Genomic DNA, 18,748 nt, shown 5'->3' with positions numbered 1-18,748 from the left:
GGCCCGCGCCGGACGCGCGGCCTCGCCGGCGGCGGCCCGGGGCGGCTCCCGCACGGGCGCGGTCACGAAAGCGCCGCGCACCGCGGGGGTGTCCCGGACGGCCCCCGGACATGCGAAGGCCCGGACCGTCAGGCGGATATGCCGTCGATCCGGGCCAGGGCGTCGTCCGCGCCGAACGGCTGCAGATAGGGCAGCCAGCGCGGGTCCCTATGGCCCGTGCCGATGATGCGCCAGGCCAGGCCGGTGGGTGGGGCGGGTTTGTGGCGCAGCCGCCAGCCGATCTCGACGAGGTGCCGGTCGGCCTTCACGTGGTTGCAGCGGCGGCAGGACGCCACCACGTTGTCCCAGACGTGCTTGCCCCCGCGGCTGCGCGGGATGACGTGGTCGACGCTGGTTGCGACGCCACCGCAGTACATGCACCGGCCGCCGTCGCGCGCGAAGAGCGCCCGACGGGTCAGTGGGACGGGCCCCCGGTAGGGGACCCGCACGAACCTCTTCAGCCGGACCACGCTGGGTGCGGGGAGCGTGACGGTCGCGCTGTGCAGGTGGGCGCCGGACTCCTCGAGGCAGACTGCCTTGTTCTCGAGGACGAGGACGAGCGCGCGGCGGAGCGGTACGACGCCGAGCGGCTCGTACGACGCGTTGAGAACCAGGACGTGCGGCACGGATGCCTCCTTGTACGCCGGCGGCGCGTGGCTCGCGCCGGGACGATCCGTAGTCAGTCTCCCCTCCGGCCTGGCGGAAGCGCCACCATGTCCCGGTAACGGGCTGGGAGTGTTTTCGACCACACCCCATTCATCCCCCGGCACAGGGGCGGTTCATCCCCCCTGTTCATCACGGGTGGGCACAGTTTCTTCCCGGAACATGGGGACGATCCGCACATGATGCCCCGATAGTGTGGTGGATCCGCCCGTCCGGTTACCTTTCCGTGACCTTGATCGGCCTCACCGGGCCGGAGCGGACCGCCGCACTGGAGGTACAGCCGTGTTTTTGTCCGTCGTCCCACCTGCCGCGGGTGCCGAGCCGTCGCCGACGCCCTCGGAGTCGTCGACGCCCGCGGTGCCCACGTTCCAGGACGCCCAGGAGAGCGCGACGAACGCCGCCAGCTGGGTCGAGCAGAACTGGTCCACGTGGCTCGCGATCGGGCTGCGGGTCCTGCTCATCGTGGTGATCGCGGTGGCGCTGAGAGTGGTGATACGCCGGGCCATCACCAAGCTGATAGACCGCATGAACCGTACGGCCCAGGCGGTCGACGGCACCGCCCTCGGCGGGTTGCTGGTCAATGTGGAACGCCGCCGCCAGCGCTCCCAGGCCATCGGCTCGGTGCTGCGCTCGGTCGCGTCCTTCCTGATCCTGGGCACGGCCGCGCTGATGGTCCTCGCCACCTTCCAGATAAACCTGGCCCCGCTGCTGGCGTCGGCCGGTGTCGCGGGCGTGGCGATCGGTTTCGGCGCCCGCAACCTGGTGACGGACTTCCTTTCCGGCGTCTTCATGATCCTCGAGGACCAGTACGGGGTGGGGGACTCCATCGACGCGGGCGTCGCCTCGGGCGAGGTGATCGAGGTCGGGCTGCGCGTGACCAAGCTGCGCGGTGACAACGGTGAGATCTGGTACGTCCGCAACGGCGAGGTGAAGCGCATCGGCAACCTCTCCCAGGGCTGGGCCACCGCGGGCGTCGACGTCACCGTGCGCCCCGACGAGGACCTGGAGAAGGTGCGCCGCGTCCTGCTGGAGGTCGGCGCCGGCATGAGCCGGGACGAGCCCTGGAACGAGCGCCTGTGGGGGCCGGTCGAGGTGCTGGGCCTGGACAGCGTGCTGCTCGAGTCGATGGTGGTGCGCGTCTCGGCCAAGACCATGCCCGGCAAGGCGCTCTCCGTGGAGCGCGAGCTGCGCTGGCGCATCAAGGTCGCCTTCGACGGGGCCGACATCCAGATCGTGGGCGGCATGCCGGCCCAGGCGGACGCGGAGCCGGCGGCCGACCCGACGGCGGGCGTGGCGGCCCCGTCCGCGTACGCCTCCGCCACGTCCCCGCAGTCGGTGGCGGCCTCGCCGATCGTGCCGACGACGAAGTAGGCGAGCGTTCCGTGGGGGGGTGCCCGGGGAGCCCGGGCACCCCCTCACACGTACCGCAGCTCCGCCGGGCGCACCGTGCGGCGCAGGAGGGGCAGCGAGGTGGCCGCGGCCGGCAGGCAGGCCGCGCGGACCAGAGCGGCACCAGCAGCGCGGTGTACGGCACGCAGTCGCTCCCGGCGGCGAGTCCGGCGTACCCCGTGCCGATCGCCATGCCGCCGGCGGCCGCGAGCAGCGCCGGGAGGAGCAGCGGCAGCGCCGTCTCCAGCAGCAGGGCCCGGCCGAGCACCCGGTACGGCACTCCGGCGGCCACCTGGGCGGCCGGCAGCGGCGCCGTGGCGCGCGCCACGGCGTCCGTCGAGCGGTACGTCGTGCGCTCCGGGCGGCCGTCGGAGTCGGGGTTCAGCGGTCCCCCCGCGCCTCCTCCGCCACCGCGTACGCCTCCACCGACCACAGCGAGTAACCGTACTCCGTGGCCCGTTCGACGCCCTGCACCCGTACGAAGCGGACGTCCCGCTCGTCCATGCGGATCGCCTCACGGCCGCCCCCGCCGTGCCGTACGGCCGCCGCCGTGCGCCAGGTGCGGCCGTCGGCCGAGACCTGGACGCGGTACTCCGCCGCGTACGCGTCCTGCCAGTGCAGCACCACCTGGCCGAGGCGTACGGGCCGGGGCAGCTCCGTCTGCCACCAGGCACCGTCCTCGGCGGGGGACGACCAGCGGGTCCCCGCGTCGCCGTCGCCCGCCGCCGTCGCGGGGAAGTCCGGGGTCTCGTCCGCCGAGGAGGTCGCCGCCGCCCCGCGCGCGAGGTCGTCGCCGGCCGTACGGGGGAAGGCCCGCACGGTGAGCGTGCGCGTCTCCCCGGCGCCGAGCGCCACCTCGACCTCGTACGTGCCCGAAGGTGTCCCGGCGGGTACCGTCACCTTCACCGGTACGTCGACCGCCGTGCCGCGCGGCACGGTCGTCCGGGACGGGACCTTCACCTTGATGCCCGCGGGCGCCCGTGCGGTCAGCCGCGCGGGGACGTCCGTGGGCCGCCCGGAGGTCAGCCGGGCCGTGACCGTCCGCTCGCCCCCGAGTTCCACGTCCGTCTCCGGGTTCGTCAGCTCCAGGGAGACGGCCGGCTCGTCCGCGTACCAGGGCACGAGGTGGCGCACGGGGCCGCCGGTCACCCGCAGGGCGTCCGCCCGTACGGCCTCCCGCGGCCGGATCTCCGTCGCGCCGCCGCGGGCGAGGGTGCCGAGGGGCCGCCAGCCCTCGCCCGGCACGTGCGCCTCGACCGTCCCGTCCGTACCGGGTTCGGCGAGCACCGTCACCGCGGTGAGGGTACGGACCCGGCCGAAGCGGCCGTCCCCGGCCCCTGCCTCTTCCTCTTCCGGAGCGCCCGTCCCGATCGCGTGGTCGAGCCCCGCCCAGGTGTCGTACGCCCGCACGGCCCGGTCGAGGAACGCGTCCAGCACGCCCTCGCCGACCGTCGCCCGCGTCTCGCCGAGCCTGGCCCGCAGCTCCTTGACGGACCGGTACGCCGCCCAGGCCGCCGTGGCGTCGTCGCCCTCCTGTGCGCGGAGCATCGCGAGGGCGCCCTCGCCCGCCTCGCCGTAGCGCGCCAGCTGCCCGGTCCAGGGCTCGACCTCGGCGGCGAGCGGGGAGCCCGCCAGCCGGTCCGGGACCTCGCGCAGCACCGTGAACGCGGCCCGCAGCCGCCGCTCCGCGGCGGCGCGGTCCGTGGCCGTCCGGGCCTGCCAGAAGTCGTCGAGGAGCGGGCGCAGGTACGCCGACTCGGTGGAGCCGAGCACGGACGAGGCGGTGTTGCCCGCCAGCGCGGTGAGCGCCTCGGCGCGGTCCGGGTCGCCCTGCGCGAGGTCGTCGATCGCGGCCCGCCAGGACTCCTCGGGCCGGTAGGAACGCGGGTTCCAGGCGTAGTCCGCGACGGTGAACAGGGGAATGCGGGACGCCTCGGCCTGCTGCATCGCGGTGGCGAGGAGGGCCGCCGAACCGCTGCCGACGGCGGGCTGGCGGCCGGTGTAGGGACCGAGGAAGACGCGGTCCTGGGCGTAGTCGTTGACCGGGTAGTTGTCGACCGTGACCAGCGGGTGGCCGGCGAACGCGGCCCGGGTGCGGGCGACCTCCTCCCCGGTGATCGTCCGCGGCACCACACCGATGCCCGTCCACGCCACCTGGATCCCGTCGTCCAGCGCCGCCGTCAGGGCGTCGCGGTACTCGGTCGGGCCGTCCTGGTAGTACTCGGTCGGCATCACGGTCAGCTCCGCCGCCTCCGGCTGCCGTGCGGCGAGGTGCCGGGCGACCGCGTCGGCGACCCGGGCCTGGGCGCGCGCCGCCGCCCCGGGTCCGGTGCCGAACTCCTCGGCGTCCGCCCGGCAGTGCCACTCGGTGTAACTGACGTCCTGGAACTGGAGGTGGAAGGCCCGGAAGCCCAGCTCCGCCATCGCGTCCAGCTTCCGGGTGAGCGCCCGGACGTCGTCCGCCGACGAGAAGCACATCGCCTGCCCCGGAGCCACCGCCCAGGTCAGGGTGACGTGGTTGCGGTCCGCCCGCTCCGCCAGCTCCCGGAACTCGGCCTGCTGCCGGGCCGGGTAGGGCTCCCGCCAGCGGGCCTGGCGGTGGAGGTCGTCACCCGGGGCGTAGACATAGCGGTTCTGCTTGGTGCGGCCCATGAAGTCCAGCTGCGCCAGGCGCTGTTCCGCCGTCCACGGGGTGCCGTAGAAGCCCTCGGAGACGCCGCGCACCGCCGTGCCGGGCCAGTCGCGGACCACGACGCCCGCGATCCGCCGGGTGCCGTCCGCGCCGGACGCGCCCTCGGTGACCAGCCGGCGCAGTGTCTGCGCGGCGTGGAACAGGCCGTCCTCACCCACCCCGGCGAGGGCCACGGTGTCGTGCTTCCCGACCCGGCCGACGGCAAGGCGGTAGCCGCCGGAGGGCAGATCGGCACGGGGCTCGGCGCCCAGGGCGGTGAGGGCCCGCTCCACGTGCCGCTCCACGTGCCGTTCCGCGTGCCGCTCCACGTGTCGCTCCGCGTCCGGGGCAGCCGCGCCGTCCGCGGCCTCCTCGCCCGCCCGCACCACCAGGGCGCCGGCCGGCAGCGCGGCCCCCTCGCGGACCGTGGTGACCTCGCGGGCCCCGGCCCCCAGCAGCAACTCCCGCAGTACGTCGACGGCGTGGGGATCGGCCGACGCGTCCGCGACCAGCACGACCTCCTCGGTGACCGCCACCCCGGCGCCGTTCGCGCTCAAGGACTGCGGACGCGGCCAGACGGCGGGGACGGTGCCGTGCGGGGCCGGCCGGTCCGGGGCGGGAGTGGACCGCTGCCCGGAGGGCGCGGCCGTGTCCGTGTCCGGGGCCGCGGTGGAGGGCCGCGGGGAGTCCGGTACGGCCGCCGGCGCGGGCCGTGCGGAGGTGTCCGGCGCGGCCGTCCGCGCGGTCGGCACCGTCAGGGGGGAAGCCCCGCCCAGCGCACCCGCCACCACGGCGATCGCGACGGCCGCCGCTCCCTTTCCGTACCGGTGTCGCACGGCCCCTCCTCCCCTGGTCCTCGTTCCGTACGCCGCTCGCCGGGCATCCGTTCAGGCATGGGTTCCCGCGTCGGAGCGGCCATGAGCCCACCATTCGCGTGGTCGCAGTGTCAACGGGCGTGGTCGATGTGCCAGAATCGCCCCGACTTGCACGCGCGGTGACAGAGGTGCGACGGAGGGTGTGTGACCAGCGCCACGTTGCCCGCCCGGTAACGTCTGGCGCGTCGCCCACGGGGTAGGGCTGCCGGTGACCCGCCCAGCCGTACGACGACAAGGAGGCCCCCGTGGCCGCACGCCTTCCGGTTCCGGCTCGTTCCAAACCCGTGGCGGAGCCGTCCGCCGACCCCGAGCACCACGTGTGCGCCTTCAGCGCGGAGGGTGCCTGTTTCGAGACGCCGCTGACGAGCGAACCCCCGCTGCCCGACGCCGAACCGCTCACCAGTGAGCCGCCCCTCACCGACAGCGTGCCCCTGACCAGCGAGCCGACACCCGCGGGTGCGGCCTGGGGCGCCGATCCCTCGGGGGTGTAGATGGAGGACATGGAGGACGAGACCCCGCTGTCCCGGCTGGCCCGTCTGTACGGTGTCGCCACCTCCTACAGTCCGTCCCCGGGCCGTACCGTCGCCGCCTCCGGGAGCGCGGTCGTCGCCGCCCTCGCCGCGCTCGGCGTCGACGCGCACGGCCCGCAGGCCGTACGGGACGCCCTGACCGCCCGTGAACAGGAAGCGCTCGAACGGCTGTTGCCGCCCACCGTGGTGTGCTGGGCCGGCCGCGCGCCCTTCGCCCTGGCCGGCCTGCCCGCCGGTACCCGTCTGCGGATCGAGACCGAGCAGGGCGAACTCCGCTCCACCGCCGAGGACCTGCCCCCCGGCGTGCACGCCCTCCGTGCCACCGCGCCCGACGGCCGTACCGCCGCCGCCCACCTCGTCGTCGCCCCGCCGGAGCTGCCCGCGCCGCCCGGACGCGCGTACGGGATCCTCGTCCAGCTGTACTCCCTGCTCTCCCGGCGCAGTTGGGGCATGGGCGACCTCGGTGACCTCGCGGAGCTCTCGGCGTGGGCCGGGCGGGCGCTCGGCGCGGGCTTCGTCCAGGTCAACCCCTTGCACGCGGCCGTGCCCGGCACTCCGACCGACCCCTCCCCGTACCGGCCCTCCTCGCGCCGTTACCCGGACCCGGTGCACCTGCGCGTCGAGGACGTTCCCGAGTACGCGTACGCCGAAGACCGCGAGCGGCTCCGCGGGCTGCTGGACCGGGCCGCGCGGCTGCGCGCGTCCGTGCTCGACGCGGGGGAGCTGATCGACCGGGACGCCGTGTGGGAGATCAAGCGCGAGGCGCTGGAACTCGTGTGCGCGGTGCCGCTGGGGCCCGGCCGGCGGGCCGCGTACTGCGACTTCCTCGCCGAGGAGGGCGAGGCCCTGGAGGACCACGCCACCTGGAGTGCGCTCGCCGAGGTGCACGGCTCCGACTGGCGGCGCTGGCCCGCCGGCCTGCGTGACCCGCGCTCGCCCGAGACGGCCCGCGCGCGGGCCGGGCTGATGGACCGCGTCGACTTCCACTGCCGGCTCGCCTGGCTCACCGAGGAACAGCTCGCCGCCGCCCAGCGCGCCGCGCGCGACGCCGGGATGCCGGTGGGGCTCGTGCACGACCTGGCCGTGGGCGTCCACCCGGACGGGGCCGACGCCTGGGCGCAGCAGGAGTACTTCGCCGCGGGCATGTCGGTCGGCGCGCCCCCGGACGCCTTCAACGCCCTCGGCCAGGACTGGGGCCTGCCCCCGTGGCGCCCCGACCGGCTGGCCGCCTCCGGCTACGTCCCCTACCGCCGGCTGCTGCGGGCCCTGCTGCGGCACGCGGGCGCCCTGCGCATCGACCACGTGATGGGCCTGTTCCGGCTGTGGTGGGTGCCCCAGGGGCAGCCGCCGACCGAGGGCACGTACGTCTACTACGACGCCGAGGCCATGCTGGCGATACTCGTGCTGGAGGCATCCCGGGCCGGGACGCTGGTGATCGGCGAGGACCTGGGGACGGTCGAGCCGGGGGTGCGCGAGGCGCTCGACGCCCGGGGCGTGCTGGGCACGTCGGTGCTGTGGTTCGAACGCGACTGGGAGGGCGACGGGCTGCCGCTGCCGCCCGAGCGCTGGCGGGCGGGGTGCCTGGCCACCGCGACCACCCATGACCTGCCGTCGACGGCCTCCCGGCTCACCGGCGACCACGTCGAACTCCGCGCCCGCCTCGGCCTGCTGACCCGCCCGCTGGACGAGGAGCGCGCCGCTGCCGCCGCCGACACGGGGGAGTGGCTGGCCCTGCTCTCCCGGCTGGGCCTGCTGGAGGGGGCGAGCGGGGGCATCTGCGCCGCGTCGGAGGAGGCCGAGATCCAGGCGGTCCACCGCTTCCTGCTGCGCACTCCGGCCCGCCTGGTCGGCCTCTGGCTGCCCGACACGGTCGGTGACCGCCGGCCGCAGAACCTGCCGGGCACCTGGGACCAGTACCCGAACTGGCGCCTGCCCGTCGCCGACGCCGCCGGCCGCCCGGTCAGCCTGGAGGAACTGGCGGCCTCGCCCCGGCTGCACGCGCTGGTGGAGGTGGTCCGGGGGCGGGGGGTGAAGGAGGGGCCCGTGGGGGGAGACTGAGTCCATACGGCACCCCGGGCGCGCGGTTCGCACCGGCGTTCGCTAACTTGGCACTGTGGACAAGAAGAACGCCCTGCGCGCCGGCGCCCTGGCCGCCGGTACGACGCTGATGATGCTGCTCATGTCGTCCCCCGCGCTCGCGCTGACGCGTGACGACGGTGACGACCCGGGAACCGGTCTGAGCGTGATCGAGACGGTGGGCCTGTTCGTCGTGGCGCCGATCGTCCTGTTCGCGGTGATCGCGGGCCTGGTCATGGTCCTGGACCGGTCGACGGACCGTGAGCCGAAGGTCAAGGGCAAGGCCCCGGTCAAGGCCTGACGGCCGCGCCGACGCTGTCTCTCCAGGGCACCCACCGCACCGCGTGTGCGAGGTGGGTGCCCTCGGCGTGTCGTCGGCCCGTCGGCCCGTCAGCCGGGGTCCGGTGCCGTGAGGTAGCGCTGCACCGTCGGGCCCAGCCACCGCACGATCTCCTCGCGGGTCAGGGCGACGGTGGGCGGCAGGCGCAGGACGTAGCGGGTGAGGGCCAGGCCCAGCATCTGTGACGCGGTGAGCGCGGCCCGGGTCGCGGCCTGCCCGGGATCGGGGCACACCCGGCGGGCCAGGGGCACGATCTGGTCGCGGAAGACGCCCTGCATGCCCTCGGCGGCCGCACGGTTGGTGACCCCGACGCGCAGCATCGCGGTGAGGACGTCGTGGTTCTCCTCCCACAGGTCGAGGAAGTGGCTCACCAGGACCCGGCCGGCCTCCCGGGGACCCACCCCCTCCATCCCGGGCAGCCGCAGGTCGACGTCGAGGACCGCGGCGAACAGCCCCTCCTTGGAGCCGTAGTACCGCATCACCATCGACGGGTCGATCCCCGCGTCCCGCGCGATCGCGCGGATGGTGGCCCGCTCGTAGCCGTCGGCGGCGAACCGCTCGCGTGCCGCGGCGAGGATCGCGCCCCGCGTCGCGTCGGAGCGGCGGGCCGGGGTGACGGGCGGGGTGTCGACCATGCCCACAAACGTAGGCCAACGCTTGTTGACGGTCCAGCGGGGCCGCCGTACGTTGGTGAACAGGCGTTGGCCAACAGGTGTTGGCCGACGGGAGGAGGCCGTCATGACCGGCACCATCCATTCCGTCGCGGCACCGCGCGACGTGATCGTCGTCGGCGCCGGTCCCACCGGCCTGCTGCTCGCCGGCGACCTGGCCGCCGCGGGCGTCGACGTCACGCTGGTCGAGCGGCGTCCGCCCGGCATCAGCAACCTGTCCCGTGCCTTCGCCGTGCACGCCCGCACCCTGGAGCAGCTCGATGCCCGCGGGCTCGCCGACGAACTGGAGGCGATCGGCCGCCCGGCGGACCGCGCCCGCCTCTTCGGCAGGCTCACCATCCGGTTCGACCGCCTGCCGTCCCGCTTCCGGCACATCCTCGTGATCCCGCAGTACGAGGTGGAGAAGGTGCTGGAGCGGCGTGCGGCCGAGGCGGGGGTACGGTTCCGGTACGGGACCGAGGTGACGGGAGTGGTCCAGGACGCCGACGCGGTCACCGTGCGGGTCACGGGCCCGGACGGCGGGCGGGCGGAACTGACCGCCGCGTACGCCGTCGGGGCCGACGGGCACCGCAGCGCCGTACGCGAGGCGGTCGGCCTGCCCTTCCCCGGCCGGGCGGTCATCCGCTCCGTCGTCCTTGCCGACGTGCTGCTCGACGAGGCGCCCGAGGGCCCGCTGACCGCGAACGCCGTCGGCGACGCCTTCGCCTTCGTCGCCCCCTTCGGCGACGGCTACCACCGGGTCATCGGCTGGGACCGCCGGCGCGACGTCCCCGAGAGCGAGCCGCTCGGGCTCGACGAGGTCCGGGCGATCGCCCGGCGCGCCCTCGGCCGCGACTACGGCATGCACGACGCCCGCTGGATGTCCCGTTTCCACAGCGACGAGCGGCAGGTCCCCGCGTACCGGGTGGGCCGCGTCCTGCTCGCCGGGGACGCCGCGCACGTCCACAGCCCGGCCGGCGGCCTGGGCATGAACACCGGGCTCCAGGACGCGGCCAACCTGAGCTGGAAGCTCGCGGCGGTCCTCGACGGGCGCGCGGAGCCCGCCCTGCTGGACACCTACCAGGACGAACGTCACCCCGTCGGCGAGTCCGTGCTCCGCATCAGCGGCGGGATCGTCCGGCTCGCCATGGCCAAGCGCCCGTGGACGCTGGCGCTGCGGGGTGCGCTCACCGCGCTCCTCGACCGGTCCGGCCCCGCGCGCGCCAGGATGCTCGGCCGGATCAGCGCCATCGGATACGGGTACGCCGCCCCGCGCGGCTCCCACCGCCTCGTCGGCACCCGGGTCCCGGACGTCGCGCTGAAGGGCGGCCGGCTGTACGAGGCGCTGCGCGGCGGCCGGTTCGTGCTCATCACCCCGCAGCCGCCGCACCGGGACGCGGCGGAGCTCCCCGCTCCGGGCGCCCGTCTCGCGGTGGAGAGCTGGGCGAGCGGACGGCGCACGACCGTGCTCGTGCGCCCCGACGGTTACGTGGCCTGGGCGGCGGAGGACGGGGCGGCCGACGGCCGGGCCGTCCGGGCGGCGCTGGCCGCCGCCGGGGCGGGGCGCCAGGAGGGTTTCTAGGCGCCGGTGCCCCGGACCAGCGTGCGCAACAGGTCGGCCAGGTGGCCGGCCTGTTCCTCGTCCAGGTGGGAGAGCGCCTCCGTCTGGACGGCCAGCCCGTCGACGACCGCCTCGTCCACCAGTCGCAGCCCCTCGTCCGTGAGGGTCACCCGGAGCCCCCGCCGGTCGTGCGGGTCGGGGGAGCGGCGGAGCAGCCCCGCGCGCTCCAGCTTGTCCAGGCGGCCGGTCATGCCACCGGTGGTGAGCATCAGCGTGGCCGACAGCTGCCGGGGCGAGAGGGTGTGCGGGGGACCCGAGCGCCGCAGGGTGGCCAGGACGTCGAACTCGCCGCGCGCGATGCCGTGCCGCGCGTACGCCTTCTCCATGCGGTCGCCCAGGGCCCGCGAGAGCCGGTAGATCCGCCCGAAGACCTCCATCGCGGTGGTGTCCAGGTCGGGCCGGGTCACCGCCCACTGGTCGATGATCGCGTCGACGGGGTCCTTGGAAGGCTGCTCCATGGGGCGAGTATCCGTCGGCTGCCGGTCGCCCGCAACTAAGTGGCTTGACGGCAAGTTGCTTAGCGCTAAGCTACTTGTCAGTGATCGACCGAGCCGCCCGCACCTGTCCCCGTCCCCGCGAAGGGCGCCCCATGGCCGCGAACCGCCGCGTCACCCTCGTCCTCCTCACCGCCCTCGCCCCCGTCTCCTGGGGCACCACCTACGCCGTCACCACCGAGTTCCTCCCGGCGGACCGGCCCCTGTTCACGGCGACGGTGCGGGCCCTGCCCGCCGGGCTGCTGCTGCTCGCCCTCGCCCGGGTGCTGCCCCGGGGCGCCTGGTGGGGCAGGGCCACGGTGCTGGGCGCGCTCAACATCGGCGCCTTCTTCCCGCTGCTGTTCCTCGCGGCCTACCGGCTGCCGGGCGGCACGGCCGCGGTCGTCGGCTCGGTCGGGCCGCTGTTCGTCGCGGGGCTGGCCGCCGTGCTGCTGGGCGAACGCCCGACCGTAAGCACCCTGCTCACCGGGGTCGCCGCGGCCCTCGGGGTGAGCCTCGTCGTCCTCCGGGCGGCGGGCGCGCTGGACACCGTCGGCGTCCTGGCGGCCCTCGCCTCCACCGCCTGCATGTCCACCGGCACGGTGCTCACCCAGCGCTGGGGCCGGCCGGAGGGCGTCGGCCCGCTCGCGCTGACCGGCTGGCAGCTGACCGCGGGCGGGCTGTTCATCGCGCCCCTCGCCCTGCTGGTGGAGGGGGCCCCGCCCGCGCTGGACGGCCGCGCGGCCGGCGGGTACCTGTACCTCGCGCTGGCGAACACGGCAATCGCGTACTGGCTCTGGTTCCGCGGCATCGGGCGGCTCACCGCGACCCAGGTCACCTTCCTCGGACCGCTCTCCCCGCTCACCGCGGCCGTCGTGGGCTGGGCCGCGCTCGGCCAGGCGCTGACACCCGTCCAGCTGGCGGGCATGGCGCTGGCGTTCGGGGCGACGGTGCTCGGGCAGCTGGGGCCCCGTACGGCCGCCGGGCCGCCGCCGGAGCCGGCCGCCGCGCCGGGACGCGGGGTTGACACCCCCCGACCGGCCAGCCGAGCCTTGGGCAGGACCCGCTCATGACCGTCCCGGAACACCACCATCCGTTTCCGGCGAAGGAGTTGGCGTGGCTGCTACCGCCGGTCCCGCGCCCGCGCTCCCCCCAGGTGACCTCACCACCACCGCAGGGCTCTACCCCACCGTCGACGAGCTCGCCCGGCACGCCGAGCGGCTGGTCGCGGCCCATCCCGGCCTGCTGCGGCTGGGCGCCGTCGGCACCTCGCGCGCGGGCCGTCCGCTGTGGCTCCTGTCCGCCGGGCGCGGACGGCGGCACGTGCTCACGGTCGCCGGCGCCCACTCCAACGAGCCGGTCGGCGGCGCCTCCGCGCTCCGGCTCGCCGAACGGTTCGCCCTCGACCCGGCCCTGCTCGACGCCCTCGACTGCACCTGGCACCTCCTGCTCTGCCTGGACCCCGACGGCATGGCGCTCAGCGAACGGCACGGCTGGCCCCGCGGGGGGTGGCGCGTCGAGCGCTACTACCGGCACTTCTACCGGCAGCAGTTCACCCGGCAGCCGGAGTCCCGCCCCGCCGGACAGCGGGCACGGGCGCCCCTGCCCGAGTCCGACGCGCTCGTGGACCTGCTCGACGAACTGCGCCCCGCCGTCCAGTTCTCGCTGCACGGCATCGAAGCCGGCGGAACGTTCCTGCAATTGACCCGTACGGTCCCCGGGGCGGCCCGCACCTTCCACGAGCTGGCCGCGAACCTGCGGATCCCGCTGGAGCACCGGCCCTTCGACTGCCTGGACTGGTTCGTCGAGGGCCCCGGCATCCTGGTGCTGTCCGGCGCCGCGCCCGGCGAACGCGACGTGTCCGGCTACCTCTCGGAGCTGACCTGGACCTACCCCATGCGCCACGGCACCGTCTCGGCGGTGATCGAGGCCCCGATGTGGGCGGTGGACGCCGTGGGCGACCCCCGGCGCACGGCCGAGCCCGAGGTACAGATCGCCCGGGTCGGCCGGACCCTGCTGGAACGCGGCGAACAGGTGGAGGCGGTCCTCGGCCCCGACCCCGGCCCGCGCGGCCCGGTCCCCGCCGCGCTGCTGCCGTACGACGCGGCCGCCCGGGAACTGCTCGGCGTCGGCCCCGCCATCGTGCACACCTGGAAGAGCTACCTCGCCGACGACCTGGGCGGGATCGGACTCGCCACCACCGTGGGCAACTCCGTCTCCCTCGACATCGCGGCCCGCCGCGTCCCCCTGCGCGCGGCGGCGATGCTGCGCCAGACCCTCGGCGAGCCGCCCGCCGACCCGGTCGCCGCGGACGCGCTCGACGACCTGGTGCGGCGGTGGTCCCGGGAGCTGGAGACCTCCTTCGGGGCCCGCTGGCTGCCCGTCCGCCGGCAGACCGCCCTGCACGTCCACGCCATGCTGCGGCTGGCCCGGCTGCTGCTGGGCACGGGAAAGGGCGCCCGGTGAACCACCGGGCGCCCTTCACCTGCGCGGTGACTGCTTACGCCTGCGTCGCCGCCGCGTCCGCCTCCTGCGCCCTCAGGGCCCGCTCCACGCCCGCGCGGGACTCGGAGACGAGCCGGCGCAGGGCCGGGCTGGGGTCGGTGGCGGTCAGCCAGGCGTCCGTGCGGTCGAGGGTGTCCGCGGAGACGTGGACCGACGGGTACAGACCGACGACGATCTGCTGGGCCATCTCGTGGGAGCGGGAGTCCCAGACCTCCTTGGCGGCCTCGAAGTACCGCTCCGCGTACGGGGCGAGCAGCTCCCGCTGGTCGGTCTGGACGAAGCCCGCGATGACCGCCTCCTGCACGGCGTTCGGCAGCTTGTCGGAGGTGACGACGGATGCCCAGGCCTCCGCCTTGGCCTCCTCGGTCGGGCGCGCGGCCCGGGCCGAGGCCGCGTGGCGCTCGCCCGCCGCGGTCCGGTCACGCTCGTACTCGGCGGCGATCTCCGCCTCGTCGTGGCGGCCCACGGCGGCGAGGCGCTGCACGAACGCCCAGCGCAGCTCGGTGTCGACGGCCAGCCCCTCGACCGTCTGCGAGCCGTCGAGCAGCGCCTCCAGCAGGTCCAGCTGCTCCGGCGTGCGCGCGGTCGCGGCGAAGGCGCGCGCCCAGGCCAGCTGGTGGTCCGAGGCGGCCTCGGCCGACCGCAGGTGGGCCAGCGTGGCCTCGGTCCACCGGGTCAGCAGCGTCTCGCGGGCCGCCGGGTCGGCGTACAGGTCGACCGCCAGCTTGACCTGCCGGTGCAGCGACTGCACGACGCCGATGTCGGACTCCTTGCCGATGCCGGAGAGCACCAGGGACAGGTAGTCGCGGGTGGCGAGCTCGCCGTCACGCGTCATGTCCCAGGCGGACGCCCAGCACAGCGCGCGGGGGAGGGACTCCGCGAAGTCGCCGAGGTGCTCGGTGACGAAGGCGAGGGACTGCTCGTCGAGGCGGACCTTCGCGTACGACAGGTCGTCGTCGTTGAGGAGCACCACCGCCGGGCGGGCCTTGCCCACCAGCTGCGGTACGGCGGTCAGCTCGCCGTCCACGTCCAGCTCGACGCGCTCTCCGCGGACCAGCTTCCCGCTCGCGTCGAGGTCGTAGAAGCCGACCGCGATGCGGTGCGGGCGCAGCGTCGGCTCGCCCTTGGCGCCGGCGGGCAGGGCGGGGGCCTCCTGGCGGACCGCGAAGGAGGTGATGACGCCGCTCGCGTCGGTCTCGATCTCCGGGCGCAGGATGTTGATGCCGGCCGTCTCCAGCCACTTCTTCGACCAGGTCTTCAGGTCGCGGCCGGAGGTCTCCTCCAGGGCGCCCAGCAGGTCCGACAGGCGCGTGTTGCCGTACGCGTGCCGCTTGAAGTACGCCTGCACGCCCCGGAAGAACTCGTCCATGCCGACGTACGCGACGAGCTGCTTCAGCACGGACGCGCCCTTGGCGTACGTGATGCCGTCGAAGTTGACGAGGACGTCGTCCAGGTCGTTGATCTCCGCCATGATCGGGTGCGTCGACGGGAGCTGGTCCTGCCGGTACGCCCAGGTCTTCATCTGGTTGGCGAAGGTGGTCCAGGCGTGCGGCCAGCGCGAGTCCGGCGCGTACGCCTGGCAGGCGACCTCGGCGAAGGTGGCGAACGACTCGTTCAGCCAGAGGTCGTTCCACCACTCCATGGTGACCAGGTCGCCGAACCACATGTGGGCCAGCTCGTGCAGGATCGTCGCGGCACGGCCCTCGTACGCGGCGTCCGTCACCTTCGACCGGAAGACGTACTGGTCACGGATGGTCACCGCGCCCGCGTTCTCCATCGCGCCCGCGTTGAACTCCGGCACGAAGAGCTGGTCGTACTTGGCGAACGGGTAGGCGTAGTCGAACTTCTCCTGGAACCACTCGAAGCCCTGCCGCGTCACCTCGAAGACCGCGTCCGCGTCCAGGAACTCGGCGAGCGAGGGACGGCAGTAGATGCCCAGCGGCACGCTCTGCCCGTCCTTCTCGTACACGCTGTGCACCGAGTGGTACGGGCCCGCGATCAGCGCGGTGATGTACGTGGAGATGCGCGGCGTGGGCTCGAAGACCCAGGTGTTGTCCTTGGCCTCGGGGGTCGGCGAGTTGGACACCACGGTCCAGCCCTCCGGCGCCTTCACGGTGAACTGGAACGTGGCCTTCAGGTCCGGCTGCTCGAAGCTCGCGAACACCCGGCGGGCGTCCGGCACCTCGAACTGGGTGTACAGGTACGCCTGGTCGTCCACCGGGTCGACGAAGCGGTGCAGGCCCTCGCCGGTGTTGGTGTACGCGCAGTCGGCGACGACACGGAGGACGTTCCGCCCCTCCAGCAGCCCCGGCAGGGCGATGCGGGAGTCCGCGAAGACCTCCGCGGGGTCGAGGCCGTCGCCGTTGAGGGTCACCTCGTGGACGGTCGGGGCCACGAGGTCGATGAAGGACTCCGCGCCGGTCTCGGCCACGTCGAAACGGACCGTGGTCACGGACCGGAAGGTGCCTCCCCCACTCTCGGCTGCGCTCGAGCGGGAGGTGCCCCCACCCTGCGCGCCGGAGAGGTCGAGATCGATCTCGTACGAGTCAATGGTGAGCAGCTTCGCCCGCTGCTGCGCCTCTTCACGGGTCAGGTTTGTGCCAGGCACGCGGTCATCTCCTCGGTATGTGTGCGTTGCGCCATCCTTCCACGGAGCGTAGTGAGGGCGCCCGCCTGAATCGGCGGGCGCCCTCACTCACGTGACCGGCCGACGTCAGCTCTTCAGCTCCGCCGCGACCAGCTCCGCGATCTGCACCGCGTTCAGGGCCGCGCCCTTGCGGAGGTTGTCGTTGGAGATGAACAGCGCGAGGCCGTTCTCCACCGTCTCGTCGGCGCGGATGCGGCCGACGTAGGAGGCGTCCTGGCCCGCCGCCTGGAGCGGGGTCGGGATGTCGGAGAGGGCCACGCCGGGGGCGCCGCCGAGCAGCTCGGTGGCGCGCTCGACGCTCACCGGGCGCGCGAAGCGGGCGTTCACCTGGAGGGAGTGGCCGGAGAAGACCGGGACGCGCACGCAGGTGCCGGAGACCTTCAGGTCCTCGATCTCCAGAATCTTGCGGGACTCGTGGCGGAGCTTCTGCTCCTCGTCGGTCTCGTGTCGGCCGTCGTCGACGATCGCCCCGGCCAGCGGGACCACGTTGAACGCGATCGGGCGCTGGTACACCTGCGGCTCGGGGAAGTCGACCGCCCCGCCGTCGTGGGTCAGCCTGTCCGCGTCCGCGATCACCTTCTGGGCCTGCCCGTGCAGCTCCGCGACGCCCGCCAGCCCGGAGCCGGAGACCGCCTGGTACGTGGCGACGACCAGCGCCTGAAGGCCGGCCTCCGCGTGCAGCGGGCGCAGCACCGGCATCGCGGCCATCGTCGTGCAGTTCGGGTTGGCGATGATGCCCTTGGGGCGTACGGCCACCGCGTGCGGGTTCACCTCGGCGACGACCAGCGGCACCTCGGGGTCGCGGCGCCAGGCCGAGGAGTTGTCGATCACGACGGCGCCCTGGGCGGCCACCTTCTCGGCCAGCGCCTTGGAGGTCGAGCCGCCCGCGGAGAACAGCACGATGTCGAGGCCCGTGTAGTCGGCCGCCGAGGCGTCCTCCACCGTCACGCCGTCCAGCACCGAACCGGCCGAGCGGGCCGAGGCGAACAGGCGCAGCTCGGTGACCGGGAAGTCCCGCTCGGCGAGGATGCTGCGCATGACCGTGCCGACCTGACCGGTGGCTCCGACGATTCCGACCCTCACGGCGACTCCCTTTTGCGTGCGTATGGCATGAGCCTGGATTTTCCATCATGCGTCGTCCGCGGGCCCACGTGTCCAATCCTTTGTCCGGTGGCCCGCGCGGTGGACGGCACCGGTGCGGGACACGGCGGACGGAGGCTCGCCGCGATCGGGCGCCCCGGCCCGCAGGATCCCGCTCCCCGGGGCGCGCGGACGGGAAGCCGTACGGCCACGGGCCGCCGGCTGCGGGGGCGCGTGCGGCGTCCCGGTGTGACGTACGACTCCACTTCGGCCCCCGTGATCCGCCTCTTCACCCGGCACGCGCCTGCCCGGACGCCCGCCCGCCATGCGTGTCCTGCGTCACACCCGCCCCGCGCGGCGCGCGTACCGCGTGAAAGGACCCCGGGCGGGCCGAACGTTTCCCGCGCCCCCGGCGTCGTAGAGGAAACGCGGTGAGGGGAGGGGGCTGTCGTGCTGCGCAGAAGGGCCCGGCGCGGGCAGGGGGTCGTCCAAGCGGTGGACGACCCCCTGGACGCGGCCCAGGAGCGACGGGTGCGGGCGGTGCTCGCGCTCGGCGGAGTGCCGCAGGCGGACCTGCCGGACGGGGTGCAGCAGGTCCGCCTGCGGCTCCTGGAGCGGGCCGCGGGCGGACGCGAGGCGCCGCGGGACGTGTCGGCGTGGGCGGCCGTCGTCGCCTCGAACCTGGCGATGGACTGGCACCGTGCCAAGCGCCGTCAGGAACGCCTCGGCGAGCGCCTGGCCGCGCTGCGGCAGCCGGCGCACGCCTCCGACGAGGAGTCCAGCGTGCTCTCGCTGGCCGTCGCCCGCGGTCTGGACGGACTGCCCGACGCCCAGCGCCAGGTGCTCGTCCTGCGGTTCTACGCCGACCTGTCCGTGCGCGGGATCGCCGAGGAGCTGGGCATCCCCGAGGGCACGGTCAAGAGCAGGCTCCACTCGGCGGTCCGCGCCCTGCGCACCCGCCTGCACGAGGACGAGGTGGTGTGACGTGGCCGGGCACGAGCACGAGGGCGCCGTGGACGCGCTGATGGCCGCGATCACGGACGAGCCGCCGCCCGAGGGCGCCACGCACGACGCGGAGTTCGCCGCCGAGCACCGGGCCGCGCTGGCCGATGTGGCGCTGCTGCGCGAGCAGCTGGGACTGCTGGGGGAGGCGCTGGCCGGGCCCGAGCCCCGGCGCGCCCGCACTCCG

Annotated in this window: 14 protein-coding genes and 2 pseudogenes; 9 read left to right on the top strand and 7 right to left on the bottom strand. The window is 74.7% G+C overall.

Going from position 1 to position 18,748, the window contains the following annotated elements; genetic code table 11:
• Positions 1-128: 128 nt before the first annotated feature.
• Positions 129-665: an HNH endonuclease gene (locus UW392_RS30760; RefSeq protein WP_320778429.1), complete on the bottom strand. Its 537-nt coding sequence runs from the start codon at positions 663-665 to the stop codon at positions 129-131.
• A gap of 319 nt (positions 666-984) precedes the next feature.
• On the opposite strand from UW392_RS30760, the gene UW392_RS30755 reads away from it, so the two are divergent.
• Complete coding sequence (locus tag UW392_RS30755) at positions 985-2,073, top strand: mechanosensitive ion channel family protein (RefSeq protein WP_320778428.1); 1,089 nt, start codon at positions 985-987, stop codon at positions 2,071-2,073.
• 44 nt (positions 2,074-2,117) lie between these two features.
• Here UW392_RS30755 and UW392_RS30750 read toward each other — a convergent pair.
• Both UW392_RS30750 and UW392_RS30745 read right to left on the bottom strand, forming a co-directional pair.
• A pseudogene (locus UW392_RS30750) lies at positions 2,118-2,392 on the bottom strand (ABC transporter permease); the annotation flags it as partial.
• An 80-nt stretch (positions 2,393-2,472) separates the two neighbouring features.
• Positions 2,473-5,598 (bottom strand): beta-N-acetylglucosaminidase domain-containing protein, encoded by a 3,126-nt coding sequence (locus UW392_RS30745; RefSeq protein ID WP_320778427.1) that lies wholly within the window; start codon positions 5,596-5,598, stop codon positions 2,473-2,475.
• Between the two features lie 284 nt (positions 5,599-5,882).
• Between UW392_RS30745 and UW392_RS30740 the strand changes: the two genes are divergently transcribed.
• From UW392_RS30740 to UW392_RS30730, 3 genes are read left to right on the top strand one after another with little or no spacing between them, the layout of a single operon-like run.
• Positions 5,883-6,128 carry a hypothetical protein gene (locus tag UW392_RS30740; RefSeq protein ID WP_320778426.1) on the top strand — a complete coding sequence of 82 codons (246 nt, stop codon included), beginning with the start codon at positions 5,883-5,885 and terminating at the stop codon, positions 6,126-6,128.
• A 9-nt stretch (positions 6,129-6,137) separates the two neighbouring features.
• On the top strand, positions 6,138-8,225 hold the full coding sequence (gene malQ, locus UW392_RS30735) for a 4-alpha-glucanotransferase (RefSeq protein WP_320778425.1): 2,088 nt from the start codon (positions 6,138-6,140) through the stop codon (positions 8,223-8,225).
• Between the two features lie 55 nt (positions 8,226-8,280).
• A complete protein-coding gene (locus tag UW392_RS30730) occupies positions 8,281-8,544 on the top strand; it encodes a hypothetical protein (RefSeq protein WP_320778424.1) in 264 nt (87 codons plus the stop codon).
• Between the two features lie 89 nt (positions 8,545-8,633).
• Here the strand turns inward: UW392_RS30730 and UW392_RS30725 are convergent, their stop codons facing one another.
• The gene (locus UW392_RS30725; RefSeq protein ID WP_320778423.1) at positions 8,634-9,218 is read right to left on the bottom strand and encodes a TetR family transcriptional regulator; all 585 of its coding nucleotides are present in this window, start codon (positions 9,216-9,218) and stop codon (positions 8,634-8,636) included.
• 103 nt (positions 9,219-9,321) lie between these two features.
• Between UW392_RS30725 and UW392_RS30720 the strand changes: the two genes are divergently transcribed.
• The gene (locus tag UW392_RS30720) at positions 9,322-10,815 is read left to right on the top strand and encodes an FAD-dependent oxidoreductase (protein WP_320778422.1); all 1,494 of its coding nucleotides are present in this window, start codon (positions 9,322-9,324) and stop codon (positions 10,813-10,815) included.
• Here UW392_RS30720 and UW392_RS30715 read toward each other — a convergent pair.
• Positions 10,812-11,312, bottom strand: coding sequence for a MarR family winged helix-turn-helix transcriptional regulator (locus tag UW392_RS30715; RefSeq protein ID WP_320778421.1), 501 nt, complete (start codon positions 11,310-11,312; stop codon positions 10,812-10,814). The two genes, UW392_RS30720 and UW392_RS30715, sit on opposite strands and share 4 nt — an antisense overlap.
• Positions 11,313-11,443: 131 nt before the next feature.
• Here UW392_RS30715 and UW392_RS30710 point away from each other — a divergent pair, with 131 nt between their 5' ends.
• Positions 11,444-12,400: an EamA family transporter gene (locus tag UW392_RS30710; protein ID WP_320778420.1), complete on the top strand. Its 957-nt coding sequence runs from the start codon at positions 11,444-11,446 to the stop codon at positions 12,398-12,400.
• Positions 12,401-12,443: 43 nt separating this feature from the next.
• Positions 12,444-13,793 carry a M14 family zinc carboxypeptidase gene (locus tag UW392_RS30705; protein WP_320778419.1) on the top strand — a complete coding sequence of 450 codons (1,350 nt, stop codon included), beginning with the start codon at positions 12,444-12,446 and terminating at the stop codon, positions 13,791-13,793.
• A gap of 34 nt (positions 13,794-13,827) precedes the next feature.
• Here the strand turns inward: UW392_RS30705 and pepN are convergent, their stop codons facing one another.
• The gene (pepN, locus tag UW392_RS30700; protein ID WP_320778418.1) at positions 13,828-16,440 is read right to left on the bottom strand and encodes an aminopeptidase N; all 2,613 of its coding nucleotides are present in this window, start codon (positions 16,438-16,440) and stop codon (positions 13,828-13,830) included.
• A gap of 105 nt (positions 16,441-16,545) precedes the next feature.
• Complete coding sequence (locus tag UW392_RS30695; RefSeq protein ID WP_320778417.1) at positions 16,546-17,562, bottom strand: aspartate-semialdehyde dehydrogenase; 1,017 nt, start codon at positions 17,560-17,562, stop codon at positions 16,546-16,548.
• 447 nt (positions 17,563-18,009) lie between these two features.
• On the opposite strand from UW392_RS30695, the gene UW392_RS30690 reads away from it, so the two are divergent.
• Together UW392_RS30690 and UW392_RS30685 are read left to right on the top strand one after the other, a co-directional pair.
• A complete protein-coding gene (locus UW392_RS30690) occupies positions 18,010-18,543 on the top strand; it encodes a sigma-70 family RNA polymerase sigma factor (protein WP_320778416.1) in 534 nt (177 codons plus the stop codon).
• 1 nt (position 18,544) lies between these two features.
• Positions 18,545-18,748 (top strand): annotated as a pseudogene (locus tag UW392_RS30685) (hypothetical protein); the annotation flags it as partial.

The sequence above is a fragment of the Streptomyces sp. CRN 30 genome (assembly GCF_034105845.1).
This window is presented reverse-complemented; position numbering and strand designations above follow the sequence as displayed.